Below are 25,348 nucleotides of genomic sequence, written 5' to 3' on the forward strand. Positions count from 1 at the left end.
CTTAATGGCCGACACACAGGCCGGATAGGACGATGAGCATAGCGAGGAGATTGGACAGGTCAAGCGACAGGGAGAGTACATGACGCATCGCCATACCCAATATTCACTCAGAGCGAGCGGATTTACCCTTATCGAGCTGCTGGTTGTGCTGGTATTGGTAGGTGCAGTGGCAGTTTGGGGTGTGCCACGTTTTCAGTCATTAGGCGAGCGCACGGCGGTCACGAGTGAAGTAAACCGGCTGCAAAGCGCGCTTTCACTGGCCCGCAGTACGGCAATTACTCAGCAAGGCGATATAACGCTGTGCCCGGCCAGTACCAATTACAACACTTGTCTAAGCGACTGGAGCGGCGAGCTGATGATCGTCAATGGCGATAAGACGCGAGATATCAGTCAGGACGAGATCGTGCGACTGTTTCCGCCCACCAGCGGTGTGGATGTGAGCAAAAACGGCCATGCGCGGATTAAATACACGTCGCTTGGGCATGCCACGGGATTTAACAGTACGTTTTCGATCTGCCCCCGGCACGCAGCCGGGCGCACGCAAGGGGCAGATTTGGTACTCAGCGTATTAGGCCGGGCCAGGGTGGTCGAAGCGCCTATCGACTGCTAAGACAGCCTAGGCAATGCCATCCAGATAACGCTCGGCATCCAGCGCAGCCATACAGCCGCTACCCGCAGAGGTAATCGCTTGGCGATAGATATGATCCATGACATCGCCACAGGCAAACACGCCGGGCACGCTGGTTGCAGTGGCATTACCTTCAAGCCCTGAATTCACCTTGATATAGCCACCGTTCATTACCAGCTGGCCTTCGAAAATACCGGTATTGGGATGGTGACCAATGGCGATAAAGAGCCCTGGGGCCTGAATTTCTTTGAGCGTGCCGTCCAGCGTTGATTTCAGGCGTACGCCGGTAACGCCTGTGTTATCGCCCAGCACCTCATCAATCTCCTGGAACCACTCAAGCGCAATGGTGCCCGCTTCGACTTTTTCGAACAGCTTATCCTGCAGGATCTTTTCGGCACGCAGCGAATCGCGACGGTGTACCAGAGTAACTTTCGAGGCGATATTGGAAAGATACAGCGCCTCTTCCACCGCCGTATTGCCGCCGCCAACCACAATGACTTCCTGGTTACGGTAGAAAAAACCGTCGCAAGTAGCACACGCCGAAACGCCCTGGCCCATGAACTGCTGTTCAGACGGCAGGCCGATATAACGCGCGCTGGCGCCGGTTGCCACAATCAACGCGTCACAGGTGTAGATGCCGCTGTCGCCCTTGAGGGTAAACGGCTTCTCATCCAGGCTGACTTCATTGATATGATCGAACAGCACTTCGGTATTAAAGCGCTCGGCGTGCGCTTTCATCCGCTCCATTAGCTCAGGGCCTTGTACCCCTTGGTCATCGCCTGGCCAATTATCAACGTCTGTCGTGGTGGTTAACTGGCCACCCGCCTGCATTCCGGTAATCAGCAGCGGCTTTAAATTAGCTCGTGCTGCATACACGGCCGCTGTGTATCCCGCCGGGCCGGAACCAAGAATAATCAAACGTTCATGACGCGTTTCCATGACACCACCTTGTAAAATCTAGCTGATAAAGTCGCAGAGAGTTTGCCTGAAATGGCGCCAAGTACAAGCGATTGCAAGGTTAAGCGTTGGCTATTAGGCGAAGACACCTTGAATCAGCCTTTATAAACACCCATGTCCTACTACTATGTAAGCCATACTAAAAAGGAAGACAGTGACCGTCGCGCTAAGCGAAATGCCGCGCAACGCAATAAGAGGAGAAAGGCATGAGTAATACACCCGATACACTGCAAACGCTGGATGTGGGTAGCCAGCAGTACCGCTACTATAGCCTTCCCAAAGCCGCCGACGCGCTTGGCAACATTGACCGGCTCCCCAAAACACTAAAAATTCTACTCGAAAACCAGCTGCGTTTTGCCGATGATGAAAGCGTTGACCAGGAAGATATGCAGGCGCTGGTCGACTGGCAGAAAGAGGGTAAATCCAGCCGTGAAATCGGCTACCGCCCGGCTCGCGTATTAATGCAGGATTTTACCGGCGTACCTGGCGTGGTCGACTTAGCCTCCATGCGCGCAGCGGTAGAAAAGCTCGGCGAAGACCCCGCTCGCATCAATCCTCTTTCTCCGGTTGATCTGGTAATCGACCACTCTGTCATGGTCGACAAGTTTGGCAATGCCACGGCGTTTGAAGAGAACGTCGAAATTGAGATGCAGCGCAACCGTGAACGCTACGAGTTTTTGCGCTGGGGTCAGCAGGCCTTCAATAACTTCAGCGTAGTGCCGCCCGGCACCGGTATCTGCCACCAGGTCAACCTTGAGTATCTTGGCCGCAGCGTGTGGACCAAAGAAGAAGATGGCACCACCTTTGCCTACCCGGATACCCTGGTAGGCACCGACTCTCATACCACCATGATCAACGGCCTTGGCGTACTCGGCTGGGGTGTAGGCGGTATCGAAGCCGAAGCGGCGATGCTTGGTCAGCCGGTATCCATGCTGATTCCGGAAGTGATCGGCTTCAAACTGACCGGCAAGCTGCGTGAAGGCATTACCGCGACGGACTTAGTCCTCACCGTTACCGAAATGCTGCGCAAAAAAGGCGTTGTGGGTAAGTTTGTCGAATTCTACGGCGATGGTCTGAAAGACCTGCCCCTTGCCGACCGCGCAACGATTGCCAACATGGCACCCGAATACGGCGCCACCTGTGGCTTCTTCCCGGTCGATGACGAAACGCTGAACTATATGCGCTTAACCGGGCGCGAAGATGAGCAGGTTGCGCTGGTAGAAGCCTATAGCAAAACCCAGGGGCTGTGGCGTGAGCCTGGCGACGAGCCGGTGTTCACCGATACCCTGCACCTGGATATGACCGAAGTTGAAGCAAGCCTTGCAGGGCCCAAGCGTCCGCAGGACCGCGTTGCCCTAAAAGATATGGCCGCGGCTTTTGATAAAATCATGCAGGAAGATGCCAAGGCACAGCCCACTACGGAAAAAGGCAAGTTCGACTCTGAAGGTGGACAAGCGGCCGTAGGCATTGAGCGCAGCCTTGAAGGCGAGTTCAAGCATGCCAGTAGCCAGGACGTCACGATTGGCGATCAGGCCTTTAGCCTTGACCCAGGCGCTGTGGTCATTGCCGCCATCACCTCGTGCACCAATACGTCTAACCCTAGCGTCATGATGGCCGCTGGCCTTCTGGCCCGCAAAGCGCGCGAGAAAGGCCTGGCTACCAAGCCCTGGGTGAAAACCTCGCTGGCTCCAGGCTCCAAGGTGGTCACCGATTATCTGGCGGCGGCCAACTTGAACGACGATCTAGACGCTTTAGGCTTTAACCTGGTCGGTTATGGTTGCACAACGTGTATCGGTAACTCAGGCCCACTGCCTGAGGCGATTGAGAAAGCCGTCAACCAGGGTGATTTAACCGTGGCCTCGGTACTTTCGGGTAACCGTAACTTTGAAGGCCGTGTTCACCCGCTGGTCAAAACCAACTGGCTCGCCTCGCCCCCCCTGGTGGTTGCCTATGCACTAGCGGGTAACGTTCAGCGCGATTTAACGCAAGAACCGCTAGGCGAGGACAGCAACGGCAACCCGGTTTATCTGAAAGATATCTGGCCATCTCAAGCCGAAATTGCCGAGGCCGTTGAAAAAGTAAATACCGAGATGTTCCGTAAAGAGTACGGCGAGGTATTTGAAGGTGATGAAACGTGGCAGGCGATTAATGTTTCTGAAAGCCAGGTTTATCAGTGGCCTGAATCCACCTACATTCAGCACCCGCCCTTCTTTGAAGGTATGGGCCGCGAACCCGACCCCATCGAAGATGTGAGCAATGCCCGCGTTCTCGCCATGCTGGGCGATTCGGTAACCACCGACCATATTTCACCCGCCGGCGCTATCAAACCGGATAGCCCTGCAGGCCGCTACCTGCAAGAGCATGGCGTTAAACCGGTCGACTTCAACTCCTACGGCTCACGCCGGGGTAACCATGAAGTCATGATGCGCGGTACCTTCGCCAACGTGCGTATCAAAAACGAAATGCTGGATGGCGTGGTCGGGGGTGAAACCCGCTATGTGCCTAGCGGCGAGCAGATGTCGATTTACGATGCTGCCATGAAATACCAGGAAGCAGGTACGCCGCTTGTCGTGATTGCCGGTAAAGAGTACGGCACCGGCTCTTCGCGTGACTGGGCCGCCAAAGGAACACGCTTGTTGGGCGTGCGCGCCGTCATTGCCGAGTCGTTCGAGCGTATCCACCGCTCCAACCTCATCGGCATGGGCGTGGTACCGCTGCAATTTCCGGAAGGTGAGACCCGTGAAACGCTGGGATTGACCGGCGATGAGGAAGTATCGATTGCGGGATTAAGTGATTTAAGCCCCGGCAAAACGGTGCAGGTCGTGATCAAAACCGCCGATAACGAACGTACCGTTGATGCCAAGTGCCGAATTGATACGGTCAATGAGCTGGCTTACTACCGCCACGGTGGTATCCTTCACTACGTGCTGCGCAAAATGATCGGCGCAGCCTAAGTAATACCTACCAATGCTTGCATGCCCCCACCTCGGTGGGGGCTTTTTTTTGCCTATTCCTTAAACGGCACGGCGACGATAAGTACGATACTCAGGCGACCAGCTCGCTTTCTCTATATCTTCGCGCAGTTTGGTGCCGCTGGTCGTCAACGCAACGCCGTTATGCTGGGCGGTGGCGGCGACTTCGAAGGCAATCGATTGGCTGATTTCACGAATACGCGAAAGCGGCGGCAACAGCGCGCCTTTCCCCTCTTTAACGATCGGCGCTTCACGCGCCAGCGCCCGCGAGGCGCTCATCAGCATCTCGTCGGTAATCCGGTTCGCGTTGGCGGCAATCACGCCTAACCCAATACCCGGGAAGATATACGCATTGTTGCACTGAGCAATCGGGTACGTACGGCCGTTATAAACCACCGGCGCAAAGGGGCTGCCGGTAGCGACCAGCGCCTGACCATCGGTCCAGCGGATAACGTCTTCGGGCACCGCTTCCGCCTGAGAGGTCGGGTTGGAAAGCGGCATGATGACCGGGTGCTCGCAGCCCGCGTGCATGGTTTTCACTACCTGCTCGGTAAAGATACCGCGCTGGCCACACACACCAATCAATACCGTCGGCTTCATCTGGGCGATGGTTTCTTCCAGGCCCTGGCCATTCCAATCGGCGACCAACGACGGGTCATGCGCCAGACGGCGCTGGAAATCACGCTGCCACTCCTGATCTGAAGTCATCAAGCCTTCGCGGTCGACAACGAACACTCGCGCCCGCGCTTCGCTTTCCGTCAGGCCTTCAGCTTCCATTGCGACCACAACCTGCTCGGCAATCCCACAGCCGGCAGAGCCGCCGCCAACGAATACCACACGCTGCTGAGCGATGCTTTCTTCACGCGCCTGACAGGCCGCCATGAGCGTTCCCACGACAACGGATGCCGTGCCCTGAACATCATCGTTAAAACAGCACAGCTCGTTGCGATAGCGCTCAAGCAGCGGCACCGCGTTAGCCTGAGCAAAATCCTCAAACTGCAGCAGCGCATTGGGCCAGCGGCGTTTTAGTGCTGAAATGAACTCCGCCATAAAGGCATCGTACTCTTCCTGGCCTACCCGCTTATGGCGCCAGCCCATGTACATGGGGTCGTCCAGCAGCGCCTGATTATTGGTGCCCACGTCGATCATGATCGGCAGGGTATGCGCGGGGCTGATGCCACCACAAGCGGTATAAAGCGCCAGCTTACCAATTGGGATACCCATGCCGCCGATGCCCTGATCGCCCAGACCCAGGATACGCTCGCCGTCGGTTACCACGATCACTTTAACGTTATCTTTAGTGGCGCTGCGCAGCATGTCATCCATATGCTCGCGATCCTGGTAGCCGATAAACAGGCCCCGGTGATTGCGATAAATATTGGAGAACTCCTGACACGCCTGACCAACGGTCGGCGTATAGATAATCGGCAGCATCTCTTCCAGATGCTCGGATACCAATCGGAAGTAGAGCGTTTCGTTGTCGTCCTGAATGGCACGCAGATAAATGTGGCGTTCAAGATCGCTATTGCACTGCTGGTACTGGCGATAAGCGCGCTCTAACTGATCGTCAATGGTTTCGACATTTTGCGGCAGTAGGCCAATCAGGTTAAACGCCAATCGCTCCTCTTGAGTAAACGCGCTGCCTTTGTTCAATAGTGGCATTTCAAGTAAAGAAGGACCGGCGTAAGGAATATATAAGGGGCGTTTACTCGTCGTGGACATAGGCGCTCTCATTCGGGTCAAATTCTATTGCAATGCAGCAACGCTGGGCGTTGGCGGCGTTTGCCAATAATGTAACATGCTAGTACGACAAAGGTGGAAGTGACACACCGATTACGATAAAAAACGCCCCGGTTTTGGACCAGGGCGCAGGGCTTAAAGCAGCTTTTAAATGGTTTTAAAACCGTTCTTACAACAGTTCTTAAAACAGAACTTAAGACAGTAATTGAAAAAGCGGTTAGCTCGTCTTGGCAACCGGCTTACGGCCTTCCACTCCGTCGAAAAAGAACGGGCGCAGCTTAACGCCGAACATATTGCCCGCAAACGCCGCGACCAGCCATACCCAGCCGTGCAGGCTACCGGAGGCGATACCGCCAAAGTAAGCGCCAATATTGCAGCCAAACGCCAGGCGCGCCCCATAGCCCAGCATTAGCCCACCGATGACTGCCGCCAATAACGAACGCAGCGGAATTTTAAAGTTAGGCGCAAAACGACCGGCCAAATGCGCAGCGGCCAACGCCCCCAGCATAATGCCAACGTTCATCACCGTGGTGATATCGCTCCATACGCTGGCTTCAAGTGCTGCAGCGTTACCTTGGGACTGCCAATAACCCCATTGGCTAACATCACCTCCCACCAGTTCAAACCCTTTGGCGCCCCACAATGCAAAGGCCGAGGTAATGCCCCACGGGCGGCCAGCCAGTGCCAAGGTGGCAAAATTCAAAAGCGCCAAGGCAACCGCCCCGGCTAACAGTGGCCAGGGCCCGATTAGCCAGCGTTCAACACCCGGTTTTTCAACCACCGGTGTACTTTCCAACTGACCATGACGACGCTTTTCCATCACCAGTGTAAAGGCAGCGATGGCGGCAAACAGCACCAGGCTGATCGCTATTCCACCACCCGTACCGGCAATATCAATCAACGAGACCGGCTGAAAAGCAGGTAAGCTCTGCCACCACGCGAAGTGCGCCGTACCAATGACCGAGCCCACGATAAAGAACACCAGCGTAATCAACATACGCGCATTACCGCCACCCGCCGTAAATAGCGTGCCCGAGGCACACCCACCCCCTAGCTGCATGCCTATGCCAAACAGAAAGGCACCAAACAGTACGGAGATACCAATAGGCGATACAAACCCCTGTACCTCAGTGCCAAATAGGGTACCGGCGCCCAGCGCAGGAAAGAACAACACAACGGCAATCGCCAGCATGACCATTTGTGCGCGCAGGCCACGCCCACGCCGCTCGGTAATAAATACCCGCCAGGCAGCGGTAAACCCAAAGGCTGCGTGATACAGCACCATGCCCAATAAACCGCCCACAATCATCAGTAGGCCAGTATTAGCGCCAAACACCACGCCTATCACTAATGCGCCGAGTACGATTGCTGCCGTGGCAATCAGCGGCACCCGATAGCTGGTGGTCGCCGCGGGCGTTATCGTTGACATACAGTCACCTTCACCTTTTCAATGCCAAAAGCGCCTGCAATCAAGCAGGCGCTATGGTCAACGTGGATAATGGCGCTAAGCTTAACGCCGCACTCACATAGAAGCTAATACATCACGCAAGATCTAGCGTGTAGATACTGGCGGGCTAAATGGGCAGTACCCTGAATATACCCTTCGCCCAACTCTTGGGCGGTAGGGCTTTCTGAATGCGATGCCAACCAGGCGCTGAGCATAATGCGGCGAAGCATAATAAACGTATCCAGCGCTGCTACGTCTTCCTCCTCGAACGTAGCCACGCTTCGATAGCCCCGGACCCACGCATCGCGCAATTCGGGCACCATGGGATTGAGCTCGTGAAAACTGATCGCGGCGGCAAAGTCGTAGGCGTACCAGCAAAAGCCACTGTCGTCGAAGTCGATCACCGTGAGCCGGTCGTCACTGACTAATAAATTCGCTAGCCGCAAATCCCCATGCACCAGCCCATAACGGTCTCCACGATCACCATATTCTGCGATAAAGCTATAAATATGCTCAATGGCCTGGTGGATTACGCTTTTATCAACGCGGCCAATACCGGGCGCTTCTCGCCAATCCCCCCACAACCCATCAGGCGCAATCATGGTGTCGAGATGCCAGCGCTTACGCGTAAATCCTTTGGGTGGCTGCCACGCTTTACTGTGCTTATGTAACGAGGCCGTGACGGCGCCCAGCGTTGCAAACCAGTTAGGCAGCTCTTGCCCAACATGGGGTTCATGGCCGCTCACATACTCAAACGCTACCGCGTGAAACTCGCGATTACCCGTATGGATGCTTACGACAGGGTTTTCGCTAGTGGTGCTAATCGGTCGTGGCGTGTGAATATTACTGGAGGCACGCAGAGCATTAATCCAGGCAATTTCGGACTCGATTTCCCGTCGCTCATGATACCCAGGGCGATGAACGCGAATTACCCTCTTGTCACCGGTGTGGGGATTCTGAGCAACGAAAGTGGCATTTTCCGAAGTGGTCAGCAATTCAATTTGGGTGTCATGAGGCATCTTCCAAACATCGAGCGATTGGTAAATTCCCGACTTGAATCCATCGATCAATGCTTGTGTATACACCTGAGTCTCCCTTCACCCGCTTTGTTAATGTGCGGCACACATCGATATGCATGACTACGACGCCTCTTCTTCTCGCGTGACGTAAAGGCGGTTAACCATCACAAACACCACGACGGTTAGCGGAGCCGCCAATAACAGGCCCGCGATGCCAAACAGCGTACTGGCAGCAAACAGCGAAAACAGCAGCATTGCAGGGGGGAGGTTCACAGCGCGCTGCTGAACCAGCGGCTGTAAAATATTGCCTTCAATCTGCTGAATAATCGTATAGGCAATCAATACAAACAGCGCCGTTTGAGGGCTGACCGTATAGGCAAGCAAGAGCGCAGGAATCGCCGCGACAAGCGGCCCTACCAGCGGCACAAAATCCAGAAGCCCAGCAATAAGCCCCAGCCCCAGCGGCGCCGGAACATCTAGCAACCACATGCTGATGCCCACCAGCAGCCCGGTGACCACCATGGCCACTAACTGCCCGCCCAGCCAGAAACGCAGCGCCTTACCGCTATCGTCAAGCGCCTCACCCAAGCGTGGACGGCTTTTAATCGGGGCAAGCAACAGTAAACCACGGCGGTAAACGTCCGGCTGCGCCGCAAAATAAACCATCCCCACGATAAGCGCGAAGAAGTTGACCACACTCCCTCCCATCGAGACGACGACCATGCCAATTTGAGAAATGCCGTTCCCAAACATGCTGCCTGCTCGCTCAGCGGCGTTATCCAACAGCGGCGCCAGCGATGTTCCCTCAATACGCTCCTGCAGCTGCGCCCAAGCATCGGGTAACAAAGAGGTCAAGGCTTCCAGTTCGGAAGATACCTGCGCCCCAAACCCCCAACTGATCAGCCCCAAGACCACTATCAAGCCAATAATAACGGTTAACAGCGCAAGCCAGCGGGGGGCGCCCAACCGCAGCAGCGGCGCCATGCAGGTTTGCAGCACACACGCCCCCACCACCGCGCCAAAAATCAAGATAAGCAAACCAACAAGCTTCCAAAGTACTAATGCCACGACCCCCAGCATTAATACAATCAGCGCGTATTCCGTAAACGTCCGTTGTCGATCAGTGGTGTGCATTCACTATTCCCTTTGTTGATGCGTTGCCATCGCCAAGCCCTAGGCACGCTTGATGACGCGCCTAGCTGGTGTGAGAAGCACTATAGATCATTAGACGCTCTAGATATTTATATTCTGTTCTGCGCTTGGCGTGCTTTAAAGGGGTATGGAGGGTAAATGCCAAGTGAAGGAAGCACCGTTACACCAAAGCGCTTTTCAAGGTTGTCCATTTCGATAAATGTATCGCCGCGCTGATAGGCCACTAAGTTCAGGCAAGATGCGCTTCGTTAGGCATTAGGTATTCGGTGTATCAGCAGGTACGGTAGAAACGCACCTGCTGCATCATTAGAGCCGGGTAATCTAAGGGTAAAAAAAAACGGCCCGATTCACTATCTTAAGTACCCTCGCCGCTACCTCTGCCGATGACGACACCTCCACAGTCCACCGAATGCCCTGTTAATGCAACGGGCTTACCGTCCACGAAAATTGTGGAGGAACCTTCAGCAATGGCGCGCGGATGAGGCGAACTGCTGGGACGTATATGGGGCTAAAGGGGGCCTCCAACACGGGCCACTGGCTTGTTATCCATTATGACGCTGGGGCTGCCTGCAATGGCAGGTGAGGGAGCATAGCCATGGTGCTCAGTACCAATGTCCTCTACCAATACAAATTTCTTGCCCATTTTGAATACTCCTTATTCAAGCCAGGGTGTGTAGTTAACGCCCTTTTATTCATCCCACTGGGCGGGCGCCTCAAAGCTTGCAACGTTATCGGCATCTACGTGCATGCGCTGAAAGCCTGCCGCTTCAAGGCTTGAGACGGCTGATGTGCACTCAAGCGGTAAACGCACCTGTATGGGTACGCCATACAGTGTGCGTCTTGCCGCCTGGAGTAACCGCGTGCCATGGCGACTGCCCTTCCAATCACTATCGATAAAGAAAAAACGCAGTTGCCAGGCGGCCTCGTCATCCGGGCGGCACGCCAGCAGCATGCCTAGCGGAGGTCCTTCGCCATGGCGTAGCGCCAGCAGCCTGCCTTGCCAATGGGCAACCTGCTGCTGCTCACGCTGTAGCCAGACCTGGCGATGAACAGTGAATTCCAGTGCACGCCTGAGCGTATCCAGATATGCCTTGTCACGAATGACCCAAGGTGAATGTCCACGCGCATCGGCTTGGTATACGGCTTCAATAAAGCAGTCTATGTCTTCACTCTGCGCTTCCACCAAGTGCTGAACCGCGGACTGCAGCACCGAGCGATGGGAGCGCTCGGTACGTGATGGAAGCGAAAAACCGCGCTTAAGTATCGTTAGCATACGTTTCCTGCTCCGCATAGAGGGCCGATGGCAGTTGGAAGCCCGCTACCAACGAACGGCTGAAGGGATTTTGGGCGCCGTTCGTGCCTAGGCGGTAACGCATGCTGCCCCCGTCCACCGTAAAGCGAACCTCAAGGTTGCGTTCGTCCTCACGGCTTAGTTCAGCTTCATCCAGCAAACGGAACCATGCCCAAGCGCCATCACGAGATATGCTGCGTGGCGAGCGATTGATTTGGCTAGGCACCAACGTGATACGGCTATCGGTTCCGCCGCGCAGCGCATTGGGCCAGATCATCGAGACACGACTCGCCGCGCTGTGCGTGTATTCGATCAGTTGCCCATCAACGCTGATAACGCTGCGTCGCTTGTCCGGGCTCAAGCTGACAGGCTCTAGCGCAAACTCAACGTCCAGTGCGCCATCCCGGTCAAAATAGGCGCGCTGAATTTTTTCAGCGCGCTCAACCGCTACTAGAACGCTTTCACGCAGCAAGGAGTTTCCCTGAGCATCCACCAGATACTCGGGGGCGCCTTCAATGAAGGGTTTGAGATTGTCTTGATAGAAAGTATCCAGAATGCCCGAGGGTGCGAAAAAATCCTCGAAATCATTCAGTGCCACATCACTGGATGCGTTGGGCACCAAGGGATAACGGCCTGCCAGTTGGTTCTGGTAAGGTGCTACCACTGCGTCCAGCCATAAGGTTTCTAGGTGGCTGATCGCACGTGCCATGATGAGCTGCCAGCTCTGGTCAGCAAGGCTTTGCAGCATTCTGGCCACTGGCTCTGGCGAATTTTCAGCGATACGCTGCAAGTTATGGATGGGGTCACCACCGCGCAGGGAAAGCCGATCACGTGCCTGGAGGAAGGCAGCCTGGCCTGAGTCCCCCGCCTCTTCAATATCCATCAGATAGTCACGCAGTTCTGCAATCGCCTGCTTGATTTCGGTGAGTTCTACTGCGCTGCTGCCGTTCTCCTGGGCAAGCTGGTTTACCGCCTTGAAGGGCTGCTCGATAGCATGTGCCATCTGGTAGCGTTGTGAGCTTTCCAGCGCCTCACGCGCCGCTTCGTCATCCGCAGGAAGCTCAGGGTAGAGGCTGGTATTGCTTTCCACCTCAGCCAACAGACGATCAAGCGGCCGCTGAGAGCCTGCCAACGCATCGGCCACCACAATCGCCTGACGAATATCGGGCAGCGGAACCAGGAATGTGTTCCTAAGGGCATCACGCCAGCTTACGTGGTAATCGCTGGTATAGTGCTCGCGTAAATCATCCTGCAGCTGACGCTGGTCAGCGCTGCTGAAATTGATATTGTCACGCTGGCCTAATACCCACAAATCTATCAAGGCAAGCTCTGTGGCCTGGTCCAACTGCTTGAGGAAATCGTTTTCAAAGCCGCTCTGGGTGACAAAATGAGGCAGCTGCAAATAGGCGGGTTCATCGTTTCGCGCCATGAACACCGTGTTGAACATGCTGCCGACACCATGACGTAGATCCAATGCATCGTTCTGACGCTGACTGGTCGTCTTCATCGTGGCGTACACACGTTCATCCATCGGCTGGCGTGACAGCTCTTCCTGCGCAGCGTCCAAGCTGCCGCGTAACGGAGTCATCGCAATTTCAGCCTGTCGATCACCCTGTGCAACTCGCCCTTCTAAATCACCATAGCGTAGCGCGTAGTCCAGGTGCGCCAGCAAGTCATCCTGAACGGCACCCTGCTGTGGGAACAGCAGCTGCCAGCGGCGCTCCATGAAGTCGTGTACGCGCTCAGGTTGACGGCCACTGGCATCGGACATCATGCGCACAATCCTCAAGAGCGCCAATTTGCCGTTGCTGCCTTCGGCCTCACGGTTCATATCGTCAACAATGCCCAGCATAATGGCGGGCAGGAATTGATATTCCAGCATGGCCAGATAGGCATTCTCGATTTCTCCACCGACAAAATGGCCCTGATAAAGCCCCATGTCCGCCAGAAAGGGGGAATGTGTCCGAAAATCGCCAAAGGTCTGCAGCGCATCGCGCAGACGATTCAATGGCTCGAGCATTTCATAGCCCGTCGGGTCGTCGTTCTGGAAGGTATCTGGCTGCGCGGCAATAAAGGATTCCATGCGCTGCTCAACGCTTGCCAATGCAGCAGAGTTCTTCTGGTAGAAGTAGCTCCACCCGCCGATAAGCAAGACGCTGCCGGCGATGCAGGTAAACACGCACGCCTGACGTACTTTCTGGCGTTGACGCATCACCTTGGCGTTGTCACCGGCAAGCCCTGCCTCCGGATAAATGACCTTTTCAAACAGCTCTTCGGTAAAGTAAAGCGCATTGCGCGCCGCGCGGTGGGCCGGCTGCACGCTGTCTGACATGCCATATCGGCGTGCTGCAGCGTCAACAAAGGGGTCTTCAGGTACGCCCTGCTGGTACACCGATGTAAAGTACGTACCGCGCACAATCGCGGCGGTTGAGAACTGGTCACTTGAAAGGATGTCGTTCAGAAAACCAAAAAGCACATCGCGCAGGCCAGCTAACTGACGCACAAAGCGGAATATGGATTCACGCTCCTCACGGTCCCGGCATTCGGAAAGCATGTTGGGCATAAGGCTGTTCAAGCGCTCGAGCATGCCGTCATAAGCACTCAAGAACTCTTTTTCCCACTGCCCGGCTGAATCTATCGATTCAGGGGAGAAGGTAAACCCGAGCGGCGCCTTACGCTCTGCGCGCGAATAGCGGCGGAAAAAGTCATCAAAGCCATGCAGCAGGTCCATTTTGCTGAAGGTGACATAAACCGGTAGCCTCGAGCCATGGCGCTCCATCAGCTCACGCAGACGGCTACGCAGCAAGGCAGCATAAGCCTTGCGGATAGTGACCTGGGCATGACTCAAGCGTGCCAAGTCCAGTACCAGTACCACACCATCCAAGGGGCGCTGCGTGCGATTACGATCCAACCATTCAACGAAATGATCCCATAGCCGGCTCTGCAGTGCCTGAGGCTCCCCTTCTTCCAGAGCGCCCTGGGTCAACAGCTCTCCATCGGGGTCAATCAAGATGGCCTTATCGCCAATCCACCAGTCAAACCCGAAGAGCTGCTTTTTCGTCTGACGACCAGAAGCTTTCATCACGTGAGTGAGCGTGAAGTTTTGCCCTGAACGGTTGATCAGGCTGGTCTTGCCCGCATTCTCGACCCCCATCACCAAATACCAGGGCAACCGATAACGTCCTCGTGAGCCAGCCCCGAGGCTATCAATGATCTCACTTAGCACCTGATTCAAGGACGCTTCCTGACGCTCTACTTCGGCAAGAATAGGATCCTCGCTGCGTGCCGCTTCGTTTTGATGCTGCGCATCCACTTCCTTCAGACGGCGCGCAAGGCGAATACCCCATATCACGGCAACGACCGCCACAAGCGCCACGGTTGCCAGCCAGCGATTGGTCAAAGAGGCTAACGGGTAGTGCTCACGAAACGACCACCCAGGACCAAACCACCAGATGGCAATGAGCAGTAACGCTGCCAGTAACAGCCATATCACTGAGGATGCTTTAGTTAGCCCCTTTACCCGGTTACCGCGTGCCTTCGCTTGATTATGAGCACTCTGCGCCCGCGAAAAACCGGGCACCCAGCGGCTTAACCTGGATTTTATCGTTGTCCACATGCGCCTTTAATCCTCGTCCCTAGTGGTCAAATTGGTTGACGTTATACGTTTAGCGATGATTGCAGCCGAGATACCAAGCCTGGCTCCCATTGCTCAAGCGCCAGCGTGGTGACAGTGTCGTATAACGTTTGATAGTGCTGGTGTGCCAAGCTATTCAAACCGGCCTTTAGTAAAAGATCCGCACTGGCAAGCCGCCAATACACCGCTTCACGGGGTGAGCCGGCGCTAGCAAGCCCTTGGTCCAGCTGCTTCAGCGCGGCAGCCAATCCTTCGTTATCAAGTGCCTCTAGCGCCGCCTGATAGCTCTCCTGCCAGACGTCGCCCTGACCTGCGTGGGCGGCTGCGGGTGTAGCTGACTGGTGTAACCAACGCTGCGTTTCTTCTTCCACAAACGGCGTGCCGTCGTTAAACGCCAGCGCTTCAATACCGGGTAAGCGGGAGACAAAACGGCGTGTCTCTTCACAGATGGCATCCGCACAGCGCGAATGCCCCAGATGCTGGGCAAGCTCAGCACTCAAACGATGCCCTTCAAGCCAGTAAGGGCTCACCGCCAGGCTGTTCTCTATTCTTTGCCATAGAGCCAGATCCCCACCCCGCGACAAGCTATCGCGATACTCCGCGACACGATCAGCCGATACGGGTGCAAGCTCCGTACGCCCACCGTTACGCGACATGGGCAGCGCCTGGATGATTCCCCAGACGGCATAGCGACGGAGTCGGTAAACCAAAGGCTCGCCAGGTGACTGCTCGGCCAAAAAGTCTGCCATTTTAAGAATCGCCTGCCGGTTAGCGCGCTCATTACCCGACTCCATGCGCACTTCGGGTAGTTTTGCTGTGGGGGCAGACGCTTCTTGCGATGCCTGCTCCGCTGCAAGTACCGCGGGTGTATCGCCGGTACTGGGTGATACATTCGTGGCGGACGTGTTTTTAGCCGGTTGCAGGCTTTCAATTTGTCGTTGCAACTCATCAAGCGCCTGATCGGGTAACGCTTTCTCCGTCACGGTAGCGCGCAACACCGTCAGCGCATTGATGCAGTGCTGGTACGCTTCTTCATCACCAATACGCACACTGCTTGCCTGCTTGGCCGTACGCTGAGCAATTTGCTGAAATAGGCGGGGACGCATCTTGGCGCCACGCGGGCCTGTAAATGGGTAGGCAACGTCCCACCATGCGGTCAAGCACTGGCTGAGCAATTGCAGCGATAGCGTAAACCGCCGGGCATTGCCATCCTGCTGCAAGCAGTGCAATAGATGACTTAACACCTTAGCGTCCTTGCCTTGCTGGCTTAGCATATCGATAGCCAGCGTTTCCGCAGCCATCCAATCAACCTCACCATGCTGAAGCGAGCCGATTTTCATCATCTCCGCTTCGAGCTTTAAAAAGCTGCTGCTCTCTTCAACCGGCACTCCTACCGCATGGCCCTCGGCATTTTTTTCTAGAGGAGCCAATAAGGGCGCAAACTGTTCTGCATCGGTAATACGCATCGTCACCTCACCAGCCGCAGTTTTCACGTAAGGGATCGATCATGTCGCTCAGCCCGGTGACATCAAAACGCAGTCCATCCAGCGCGGCGACTTCGCTTTGCAAACGCAGATCACTTGCATTCAGAAGCTGCCTCAACGTTTCGATGGCGGGCAAACCCCGCCCACCGCTAATCACATGGCCATCGTTTCTTACCCGCCATTGCTGGTTGATAGAGCGGTTGCTGGAGGAAAGCTGCACCTCTACACGGGTACCATCGATAGGCTCAGGCAGATGTAGTTGAAAGCGCGTAATCCACTTTTCACAGGCGATGACCAAGGTCGGCCGAGGTGGTGTGGTGCCGAGCGCTGGCGCACTCATCAATACATCTTCACCCTGCTCACTGAACAGCAGGCCAGTATTCTCCTCCGTTCGCTGCGCCTCTTGACGTGCAATGGCATCCCATAAGGCAGGCAAAGCGGTCCCATCGGTATCAGGCTGCTCTGGGGTAAGAAAAATCTGGTCATAACAACTCAGCCGGTCCAGCCGTGAGTTCTCCTGTGCACAGCTATGGGCGGCATCAATCAATGTCTGGTCATTAGCCATTACTGACATACTGGCGACAGAGCCTGCGCACAGCGCTGTCAGCATGGCCAAGCCATGTTTTCGCAATATCATGTTCATTTGGTGTCCAATTGCAGCAGCCGGCATTTATGCGCGAGCGTCCGTTTGGGTAGCCCCAAACTTTTGGCGACCTGGGTTCGATTACCATCAAAATGTGCCAATCGTTGGCGAATAATGGCCGCTTCCACATCACGCAATGCTTCTTTTAAATCATCGACATTGTCTAGAAAGGAGAGTTTTTCCTGGGGTGCAAGAGGCATGGATGGCGATAGGTCTGGGGCCTCGGTTTGAATGGCAGGCAACATATCAACATCGATATCCGCGCCGTCGGGCGTCATTGCACAGGCATAATCAACCAGGTTTTTGAGTTCACGCACATTGCCTGGATAGTCCCGGGTGTTGAGTACGCGTAATGCGCTTGGGGTGATCCCCATCTCATGGCGCCCCTCTCTTGCGCAAAAGTCTGCGATAAAGCACTCGACAAGCATGACAATATCGCCCTGTCTTTCGGAAAGTGGCGGCAACGTCAAAGGGAATTGCCCCAAGCGATAGTAAAGATCCGCCCTAAAGCGCTTTTCACTAATATGCTCACGTAGTGGCTGGTGGGTGGCCGCCACTAGCCTTAGATCAGCGTAACGCTCATCACTCGCGCCTAGCGGGCGATAGCACCCGCTTTCCAGCACGCGTAGCAGCTTGGCTTGCAGGGCTAACGGCATATCGCCTATTTCATCCAGAAACAGCGTGCCACCATCTGCCTGGCTGATAAGCCCTTCGCGAGCATGATCCGCGCCAGAAAATGCCCCTTTTTCATGGCCAAACAGCTCAGATTCCAGCAGCGCCTCAGGAATGGCGGCACAATTAATCGCCATAAAAGGGCCTTTGGAACGCGCCGATAATTGATGCAGCGCCCGCGCCACGCAGTCTTTTCCAGTGCCTGTTTCGCCTTGTAGCAACACCGCCAAGCTGGTTTCTGCTGCGCGAACCACTTTCCGGCGCAGCGCCTGCATGGCGGAGGACTGCCCCAATAGATCTTTACCAAGCTGGTCTGCAAGCGTTTGTCGGCGCGCGCCATCATTAAGCTTGGCGAGAGACTCCTTAAGCACTTGAGAGCGCTGCCGCTCACCCTGCTCTTGAGATAATCGCTGCCATAGCTGGCACACCAGTGTTTCGAGCGCGCCCATTCCTGAATCATTCACGAGCGCTTCAAGCATGCAGGAGTCCCCTGCCATCACTAATGCGCCTAACCATGTCTTGCGTCCGTCCTCTCCGCGTAACGGCCTTATCAGCAGGTGAAGTTTAGGGTCCAGTCGGGCGATCTGTGCCTGAAAATCCGGATGGTCTAACCGCGTCCGCGCATCCCGTACGCTAAGCAGTAATGGCTTACCACTGCGCACCACGTGCGCATAGGGATGCCGAAAATCACTACAATCGAACTGGGCGTCACTGTTATCCAGGCCTAGCCAGCGGCCGCTGCCCTCAAGATATAGACATGCCGCCCATGCCAGGCCTACCTCGTGGCGCAATAATTCTGAAACCCGCTCACGCAGCACAATGGGGGCAGGACTTTCTGCCAAGCGTAGTGCCAGTGGCATCGCCGCTAACTCACGCTGCCACAGGTGTTCGCTGGGCGCCTTGGGAACAGTTGCAATGGCCGTCATAGGTTTATGCCACGCTGGCTGTAAAAGTGCCGTACTCGCCGTCTACACCCAGCTCGACGCGCGTTACCGCTTCTCGACGTGCCATACGTTCCAGCAGCGCGCGTGAAAGTGGTGGCAGCAACTCACCGTCAATGACCGATTCAAGCATCCGTGCACCATTTTCGCTGCGCGTTGCTCGGCGGCATATGGCGTCCGTCAGTGCGTCATCCATCACCACGTGCGCCTGACGATGCTGTACTTCAATACGCTTCACCAGCGTCGCCAGCTTGGCACCCACAATGTCGCGCAAGGTATCTTCTGCCAAGGGTAAATAGGGCACTACTTCCATGCGTGCCAACAGCGCGGGTTTGAAAAAATCAGCAAGAACGGGATAAAGCGCGTCGTCCAGTGCCGGTGCGTTATCGGCGTGCGCCACGATCGCCTCGTACCCAAGGTTGGAGGTAAGGAAAAACAGCACATTCTTGCAATCGATAATTCGCCCTTCTCCATCGGCCAGCTCGCCTTTATCAAACGCCTGATAGAAGAGGTTCAAGACATCGGGGTGGGCTTTTTCCACTTCATCCAGCAGCACCACCGAGTAAGGGCGCTGGCGCATGGCTTCGGTCAGCAAGCCGCCCTCACCAAACCCGACATAGCCTGGTGGAGAACCAATTAGTCGGGAAACCGTGTGCTTCTCCTGATACTCGGACATGTTGATCGTGGTCAGGAACTGGCGCCCACCGTACAGCTGCTCGGCGATCTGCACCACGGTTTCTGTCTTGCCCACGCCGCTTGGGCCAACCAGCAGGAAAGCACCTAACGGGCGCCCCGGGCGGCGCAGATCCGCACGTGCTGTCAGCAGATGGCGATGCACCCGCTCGATCGCAATATCCTGACCTTTGATCAGTCCTCCCAAGTGGCTCGGCAGCTCCGTGAGTCGGGTCAGCTCGTCACTGGTCATGCGCTCCACCGGCACGCCCGTCCAATCACCAATGACCTGGGCAATTTGCGCCTCTTCAACGCTCGGGTTTACCAGTGAATGCGCCTGTTGAAGATGCATCAACTGCCGCTCACGCTCGGCAAGCTCTGCGTGTAGCTGTTCTGGCGAGCGCGGTTCAGCGGCATGGTCATCACCCTGGGTACTTTCGCCAGCGCCATTGGTATCCAAAAGCTGGCGGTGTAGCGTGACTATGGCGTCAACGCATTCACGCTGTTCCTGCCAGGCGGCCTCAAGCGTTGTGAGTTCATCTTCAAGCGTGGCCAGACGCTCACTGAGAGCATGGCCCATCGCGGCATCAGGTTCCCGACCAAGCAGCTTTTCGCGGGCAAGCTGGTCGCGTTCACGTAGGGCGGCGGTGTGTTCGCTTTGCAGGTGGCTTAGCTTGCGCGGCGGCGTATCCAGCGCTTGCGCCAGCCGCGTACACGCCGTATCAAGCACGTCGATCGCTTTATCGGGCAGTTGACGCCCGGCCAGGTAGCGGGCAGAAAGAGACGCCGCGGCGCGCAGGCCGCTATCACCAATTAACACGCCGTGGGCGCGCTCATAGACATCGCGCAGCCCACGCAGGATTACCAGGGCCTGCTCAACGCTGGGTTCAGAAAGTGCCACGGGCTGGAAGCGCCGCGAAAGCGCCGGATCCTTTTCAAAATACTTCTTGTACTCGCGCCAGGTAGTCGCGGCAATGGTGCGCAGTTCGCCGCGCGCTAGCGCCGGTTTCAGCAAATTGGCGGCGTCGCCTCCGCCCTCCTGATTGCCCGCGCCAATTAGCGTATGCGCTTCATCAATAAACAGCAGCGTGGGCCGAGACGCGTTCTTGACTTCATCGATCACCGCTTTAAGACGCTTTTCAAACTCGCCCTTCACCGCAGCGCCCGCCTGCAGCGCGCCAAGGTCCAGCGTTAAAAGTTCGACACCCTTGAGCGCGGCTGGCACCTGGCCCGCCACAATTCGGGATGCCAGCCCTTCAACCACTGCGCTTTTACCCACACCGGCATCACCAATCACGATAGGGTTGTTCTTGCGCCGGCGGCCCAAAATATCAAGCATCTGGTCAATTTCTGGATCACGCCCTAGCACCGGGTCCAGTTCGCCGCTACGCGCCTGCTCCGTCAGCGAGGTAGCAAAGCGCGCCAGCGCGCTGTCGCTTTCACGCGACAGGTTCTGGGTCGCTCCTGATTTTTCACTTTGCTCATGCACCGCTTCAGCGGAATCTGCCGTCAGGCTTTCAAAACGCCGGCGTAAATCTTCGCGATTGATATCGGCCAGCAATCGGCGGGTAGCGGTGCTCAAATAGCGCTCCACGTTGTGCAGGAGCGCGATAAAAATCACTCCGCTGCGCAGCTCAGCGTGCTGGTATTCGGTGGAAGCCAGAAGCCAAGCGTCCTGCAGCAACTCAACCAAAAGCGGTGAAAAACTGGGCGTTACCACATCGAAGTCGCGCGGAGGCCGGGTCTCTTCGCCAAGCTGGGCGCGCAGATTGGCAACATCAATATCGAAGTGATGACACAGGCTGCGTACATCGCAAAGTGGCTGGTCGCTTAACGCCTGCAGCAGGTGGGCTGCCGTCACTTCAGGCGCCTGTTGCTGGGCACACAGAACGGCCGCCTGTTCTAATCCTTGACGGGCGATAACACTGAGACGACCAATCAATGCCGAGAGCTCTACCCTGAGCATAATGCCTCCTAACGATGAAGTTGATTAAGTAGGGATGTTACGTGCTCGGCCTGCTGATCGAGAGCCCAGGAAAAGCCTAGATAAATCAGCACCATGCTTACTATGAAAACAGCAAAAATGGTCCAGTTGGGCATCCCTTGGCTAACACGCTGGCGGTGCGTATGGACGACATTGCTCAGCGGTGCTGTGAGCATTTCATCTGGCTGAGGGCTCAAGCCAGCAAGCTGGTCACCCAGCGCGCGGACGATTCTTTCGTACTCCTCGCGGCCATCGGACATGACCCGGTAGCGACCCTCGAACCCCAGGCACAGGCAGAGATAGATAAACGCCAACATGTCGAGATAGCGCTCGGGTTCCTGCTGCAAGCGGGCAAGAATCGAGAACACTTTTTCACCGCCCCACGTCTCGTTGTGAAAACGTGTCAGCAACGAATGCTCGGCCCACTTGCTTTGCCGCCCCCAGGACATTCCCATCACGGCTTCATCAACAAACGAGCAGAGCACATAGCGGTAGGCCAGCAGGGTGGGCCGGTCATACCCCTGCTCGGTCAGCTCGATTTCAATGGAGGTGACTTCGTCGACCACCTGTCGATACAGACGGTCTATGTCACCGGCGCTGTCCAGCTGTCTTACCCGCACCACCATACCCAGTAGGCTGCTCGCGGCATCAATCATCGGGTTGATATTGTGGCCACGCAGGCGGAACCAGTAATCCTCATCGGCATTCAAGTGATCGGCGTGCTTGTGTATCAACACATCCAGACTGCTGTCCTGTATGAGATCCTCGTGACGCACAGGTTCTTTACGACCAGCAACACCCACGGCACCACCATTACCTGCCGAATCTGTTGTCAAGTGCTGCATGTATTAGCTCCTAATGGCCCAAAATTGCATTTCCAGGCCAGGAAATTCGCCTGCCACATGGAAGGCAAAACCACTGGCACCGACCAGCATCGACCACGCTTCGCTTTGGCGGTCCAACTTGAAGTAGGTGTAACCGGCGTGATACGGCAGCTCGCGTGGCGCCACCGGCAGCGGTTCAAGAGGAACACCCGGCAGTTGCAGGCTGATCAGATCACGGATGCGCTCGACGCTGGCAATCTTGGTCTGCTGTAAGAAGAGCTTACGCAGACGCTCATTGGGCATATCGGCACGTACCGCCAGAATGAACTCAGCGCTTTCGATCAGCGTGGTATCGTTAAGTGATGCCACCAACAGGCCAAACCGGCGCGTCTGAAGCTGGATAGCAATTGCGCGTGGCTCAAGCACGGTCGACAGCGCCTGTCGTAGCATCGTCATCAAGGGGCGAAATGCGCGATCTGGATGATCATGATCGTAAGCGGGGCACTCCGGCGGCAGGCGAGATTCGTCAGTAAAGGTTACCAATTCGCAGGCAACCTCATGCATGGTGTCGTAAAGTCGCTCAGGATGTAGATGCCCCAAGCGAGCAAGATGCTGGAAGCGGGGCTGGGCTCTATTCAGCAGCTGCAACAGCATGAAGTCGGAGACATCGGCAACGCCCGCCTGCTGCGGCGTCGATAGGCGCTGCGCGATATTACGCGCTCGCTCACGCATCAAACCGGCCATTTCGCCCACAAAGCGCAGCAGCCCAGGTGCCGACTGAACGCTCATTAGTGTGGGCAAAAAATGCTCATCCAGTACTAAACTGCCATCAGGGCGGCGCTCGATAATGCGGGCAACGGCCAGGCAGGCGTAACCACTTCGATCATCGTTCTCCAGCATCAGGCGAGGCGCCACCTTGGCGACCTCCAGATCGGCTATAACACCTTCCTGCGAATGCAGATCCCGAACGCTTTGCGGCGCCAACCGGTAACGAGCTGGCAGCTCATCGCCCGGCCAGCGAACTTCGCCCACCCCATCAGTTGACAGCGGAATGCCCAAGTAGACTACTTGGTTGGCAAGGCCCGCCTCGTGGATTTCCAAAGGCGTAGGCTCAAGGTCGTCCTCGGGAAAGCGGAAAGCCACACCATCCGGCGTAACGCCACTGGCCCGGCCGATGGCGACTCTGCCAAAACTTAAAAACTCACGATTAAGCTCAAGCGATAAAAATCCATAGAGGTAGTTACTGACGCCTTTTAGCCGAGCATCAATCAATCCTTCCATACTGCGCTGCTGCTGCTGGAAGTGCTGAGGCTTGATAAACAGCCCCTCGCTCCATACCACACGGTTACGGCTGGCCATCACTCCTCCTTCCTTAATTCCACTTCGCTATCGCGTAAATGCACCAGCAAGTGATAGTGCTCGCCACTGCTGGTTATTTTGACCACCTTTTTCCATTCAGCTTCATTAGGTGATGCATAAAAGGCGATCAAACCGATATAGCGTGTCTCTTCGTCAACTTCGAAAGGCTCATAGAACTTCCACTGGCCAGGCAGCAGGGTAAAGTCGTCATGGGTCAGATAATTGGTACCTAAGGCTGTTTCCAGGTCTTCGCTGAGCTGGGTCAAGTCTGCGGCCATCAGCATTGAATCATCTTTTAATTGAAGTACTTGAAAGCGCAGCGGTGTCCCTTCGCCCTCCACGTTAGGATTGACATTGGGTTCAGCCACCATACTGAGATCGACTAGTGTCGGGCGCTCTTCTGGGTAGCCGACAGGCGTAGAGGGATCCTTTATTATCTCCCAGGTCTTACCCGCCGCCTCGCGTGTTGAGGCGCATCCGCCAAGCGTCATCAATATGGCCAACAGGGCCGCTATGCGAAGCGCGTTGGCTGCGTTCATGCCTCCTCCCGCTGCTGGCGCCGCACAGACTGGTCATAGGCTTGTTCGAATACTTCCCAGAACAGCTTCTGAAAGCCTTGCTGACGCCCGGAGTTAAGTTCGCGGTAATAGTGCTGATACATTTCCCACGCCCAGCTTCCCTCATCATCGATGCGGCTGGAGGCACCGCGGTAAGCGTGAAAACGGCGAGTCAAGGCGTCAGGCGAGAAAGCATCCAGAATAGCGCCCAGCGCACTACCAATGGCCTCCTCGACAGCCGCTTGGTGCTGACCTTGATGCCGCAAGCTTTCCGCCACGGCTTCGGGGGCTGAAAGATGCACAGGGCTTCTTTCGGCAGCAAACAGGGTGCCGGCTGTATCGTCGTAGCTCTGACCAAGGCGCAGCGGGTTATCTTCAATAGGCTGCAATCGACGATCACGCAGCGGGTACTTACTATCGTTTTGCGTTTCCTGAAGCTTACACAGCCCTTCGATAGTGGCCCGCAGTGTGCGCCCGGCCTCTTCCAGAAAGGCATGCTGCTCCTCGGTATTACGGAAATTCAGCGTTAAGCGCATTCCTCGTAACAAGGGATCCACACTGAGATGGTCGAAAGAGCCTACAGTGGGTGATGTCCAGCGATCCTCCAACTGCTCGCCAACTGAACGTTCCAAATCGTCTAGCTGTTGCTCGTCCATCACATGGCTCCTTAACTGCGTTGTACCTATATGGGCTTTAATATCCGGCATCTGCGTTGCGCTATCGCGCGAGTATTGGTCTTCGCGAGGGGCAGATGAATAGTGGTGTTTCTGAGCGGGGTGTGACGTCGGCATGTCCTCAAGAGACTCAAGCTCGGCAGCACCTCCCGAATGTCGAGAAAGCGCGGTGACGGGATCACGACTAGCCAGTGACGACTCGTCTCCACCCAGTGCTTGCAACGGGTCATCCTTCACGCTTTCCTGCGGAGATATATCTCCTTCCATGCCTGATAAAGGCCGCCCACCCGCATCAACGGTTTCGTTATCTTCATCGACCACATCCGAAAGCGACTTTCCACGGGCCTGAAAGGCATTGACACCGTCTAGATGCACCTTGACCTTGTACTCACCTACCAGAATCTGGTCACCGTTACGCAGCGCCACCTTACGGTTACGTCCAATCGGTAACGTGGCCTGGTTAATAAAGGTGTGTCCGCTGCGATCAATCAGGCAAAACTGACCATCACGCTTCAAGACCTCGGCATGGCAGGGATGAACCCGGCGAGCGTGATCCTGTAACAACCAGTCGTCGTCGCTGGCGCTGCCTAACGTTCCCCCTTCCGGTAGAAAAACGTGGCTGCTTGTCGAACGCCCTTCTAGCAACTCGCTATTGGTAATAACCATCGTTAGTTCTGACTGCTGATTAGTGCTCATAT

Annotated in this window: 19 protein-coding genes; 2 read left to right on the forward strand and 17 right to left on the reverse strand. The window is 55.8% G+C overall.

The window, feature by feature from the left end:
* Positions 1 to 79: 79 nt before the first annotated feature.
* Positions 80 to 610 carry a GspH/FimT family pseudopilin gene (locus tag D467_RS0118010; RefSeq protein ID WP_018918935.1) on the forward strand — a complete coding sequence of 177 codons (531 nt, stop codon included), beginning with the start codon at positions 80 to 82 and terminating at the stop codon, positions 608 to 610.
* Positions 611 to 616: 6 nt separating this feature from the next.
* Here D467_RS0118010 and trxB read toward each other — a convergent pair whose 3' ends face one another.
* Entirely contained in the window at positions 617 to 1,567 is a 951-nt protein-coding gene (trxB, locus tag D467_RS0118015; RefSeq protein WP_018918936.1) for a thioredoxin-disulfide reductase, read from the reverse strand.
* Positions 1,568 to 1,791: 224 nt separating this feature from the next.
* On the opposite strand from trxB, the gene acnA reads away from it, so the two are divergent.
* Entirely contained in the window at positions 1,792 to 4,539 is a 2,748-nt protein-coding gene (gene acnA / locus D467_RS0118020; RefSeq protein WP_018918937.1) for an aconitate hydratase AcnA, read from the forward strand.
* Positions 4,540 to 4,599: 60 nt separating this feature from the next.
* On the opposite strand, the gene D467_RS0118025 is transcribed toward acnA, so the two are convergent.
* The 16 genes from D467_RS0118025 to tagH form a co-directional block, all read right to left on the reverse strand.
* Positions 4,600 to 6,279 (reverse strand): NAD-dependent malic enzyme, encoded by a 1,680-nt coding sequence (locus tag D467_RS0118025; protein ID WP_018918938.1) that lies wholly within the window; start codon positions 6,277 to 6,279, stop codon positions 4,600 to 4,602.
* A gap of 235 nt (positions 6,280 to 6,514) precedes the next feature.
* Positions 6,515 to 7,726 (reverse strand): YeeE/YedE family protein, encoded by a 1,212-nt coding sequence (locus D467_RS0118030; RefSeq protein WP_018918939.1) that lies wholly within the window; start codon positions 7,724 to 7,726, stop codon positions 6,515 to 6,517.
* A gap of 104 nt (positions 7,727 to 7,830) precedes the next feature.
* Positions 7,831 to 8,829, reverse strand: a complete 999-nt coding sequence (locus D467_RS0118035) for a phosphotransferase enzyme family protein (protein ID WP_018918940.1) — start codon at positions 8,827 to 8,829, stop codon at positions 7,831 to 7,833.
* A gap of 54 nt (positions 8,830 to 8,883) precedes the next feature.
* Entirely contained in the window at positions 8,884 to 9,897 is a 1,014-nt protein-coding gene (locus D467_RS0118040; protein WP_018918941.1) for an AI-2E family transporter, read from the reverse strand.
* A gap of 373 nt (positions 9,898 to 10,270) precedes the next feature.
* Positions 10,271 to 10,417, reverse strand: a complete 147-nt coding sequence (locus tag D467_RS20125) for a PAAR domain-containing protein (RefSeq protein ID WP_340139697.1) — start codon at positions 10,415 to 10,417, stop codon at positions 10,271 to 10,273.
* Positions 10,418 to 10,423: 6 nt separating this feature from the next.
* On the reverse strand, positions 10,424 to 10,558 hold the full coding sequence (locus D467_RS20165) for a PAAR domain-containing protein (protein WP_279614497.1): 135 nt from the start codon (positions 10,556 to 10,558) through the stop codon (positions 10,424 to 10,426).
* 45 nt (positions 10,559 to 10,603) lie between these two features.
* Entirely contained in the window at positions 10,604 to 11,188 is a 585-nt protein-coding gene (locus D467_RS0118055) for a hypothetical protein (protein ID WP_018918943.1), read from the reverse strand.
* Positions 11,172 to 14,822 carry a type VI secretion system membrane subunit TssM gene (gene tssM, locus D467_RS0118060; RefSeq protein ID WP_026285838.1) on the reverse strand — a complete coding sequence of 1,217 codons (3,651 nt, stop codon included), beginning with the start codon at positions 14,820 to 14,822 and terminating at the stop codon, positions 11,172 to 11,174. The genes D467_RS0118055 and tssM overlap by 17 nt, the downstream gene beginning before the upstream one ends.
* Positions 14,823 to 14,863: 41 nt before the next feature.
* Complete coding sequence (tssA, locus tag D467_RS0118065; protein ID WP_244147850.1) at positions 14,864 to 16,333, reverse strand: type VI secretion system protein TssA; 1,470 nt, start codon at positions 16,331 to 16,333, stop codon at positions 14,864 to 14,866.
* A complete protein-coding gene (vasI, locus tag D467_RS0118070; RefSeq protein WP_018918946.1) occupies positions 16,314 to 16,967 on the reverse strand; it encodes a type VI secretion system-associated protein VasI in 654 nt (217 codons plus the stop codon). The genes tssA and vasI overlap by 20 nt, the downstream gene beginning before the upstream one ends.
* Positions 16,964 to 18,565 (reverse strand): sigma-54 interaction domain-containing protein, encoded by a 1,602-nt coding sequence (locus D467_RS0118075; protein ID WP_018918947.1) that lies wholly within the window; start codon positions 18,563 to 18,565, stop codon positions 16,964 to 16,966. Before D467_RS0118075 ends, vasI begins: the two co-directional genes overlap by 4 nt.
* A 4-nt stretch (positions 18,566 to 18,569) precedes the next feature.
* The gene (tssH, locus tag D467_RS0118080) at positions 18,570 to 21,218 is read right to left on the reverse strand and encodes a type VI secretion system ATPase TssH (protein ID WP_018918948.1); all 2,649 of its coding nucleotides are present in this window, start codon (positions 21,216 to 21,218) and stop codon (positions 18,570 to 18,572) included.
* A gap of 8 nt (positions 21,219 to 21,226) precedes the next feature.
* Entirely contained in the window at positions 21,227 to 22,081 is an 855-nt protein-coding gene (gene icmH, locus D467_RS0118085) for a type IVB secretion system protein IcmH/DotU (protein ID WP_018918949.1), read from the reverse strand.
* Positions 22,082 to 22,084: 3 nt separating this feature from the next.
* Complete coding sequence (gene tssK, locus D467_RS0118090; protein ID WP_018918950.1) at positions 22,085 to 23,419, reverse strand: type VI secretion system baseplate subunit TssK; 1,335 nt, start codon at positions 23,417 to 23,419, stop codon at positions 22,085 to 22,087.
* Entirely contained in the window at positions 23,419 to 23,958 is a 540-nt protein-coding gene (gene tssJ / locus D467_RS0118095; protein ID WP_018918951.1) for a type VI secretion system lipoprotein TssJ, read from the reverse strand. The genes tssK and tssJ overlap by 1 nt, the downstream gene beginning before the upstream one ends.
* Positions 23,955 to 25,346: a type VI secretion system-associated FHA domain protein TagH gene (gene tagH / locus D467_RS0118100; RefSeq protein WP_018918952.1), complete on the reverse strand. Its 1,392-nt coding sequence runs from the start codon at positions 25,344 to 25,346 to the stop codon at positions 23,955 to 23,957. The genes tssJ and tagH overlap by 4 nt, the downstream gene beginning before the upstream one ends.
* Between the last annotated feature and the right edge of the window lie 2 nt (positions 25,347 to 25,348).

Origin of the sequence: Vreelandella zhanjiangensis DSM 21076, assembly GCF_000377665.1 — a bacterium.
Classification (GTDB): domain Bacteria; phylum Pseudomonadota; class Gammaproteobacteria; order Pseudomonadales; family Halomonadaceae; genus Vreelandella; species Vreelandella zhanjiangensis.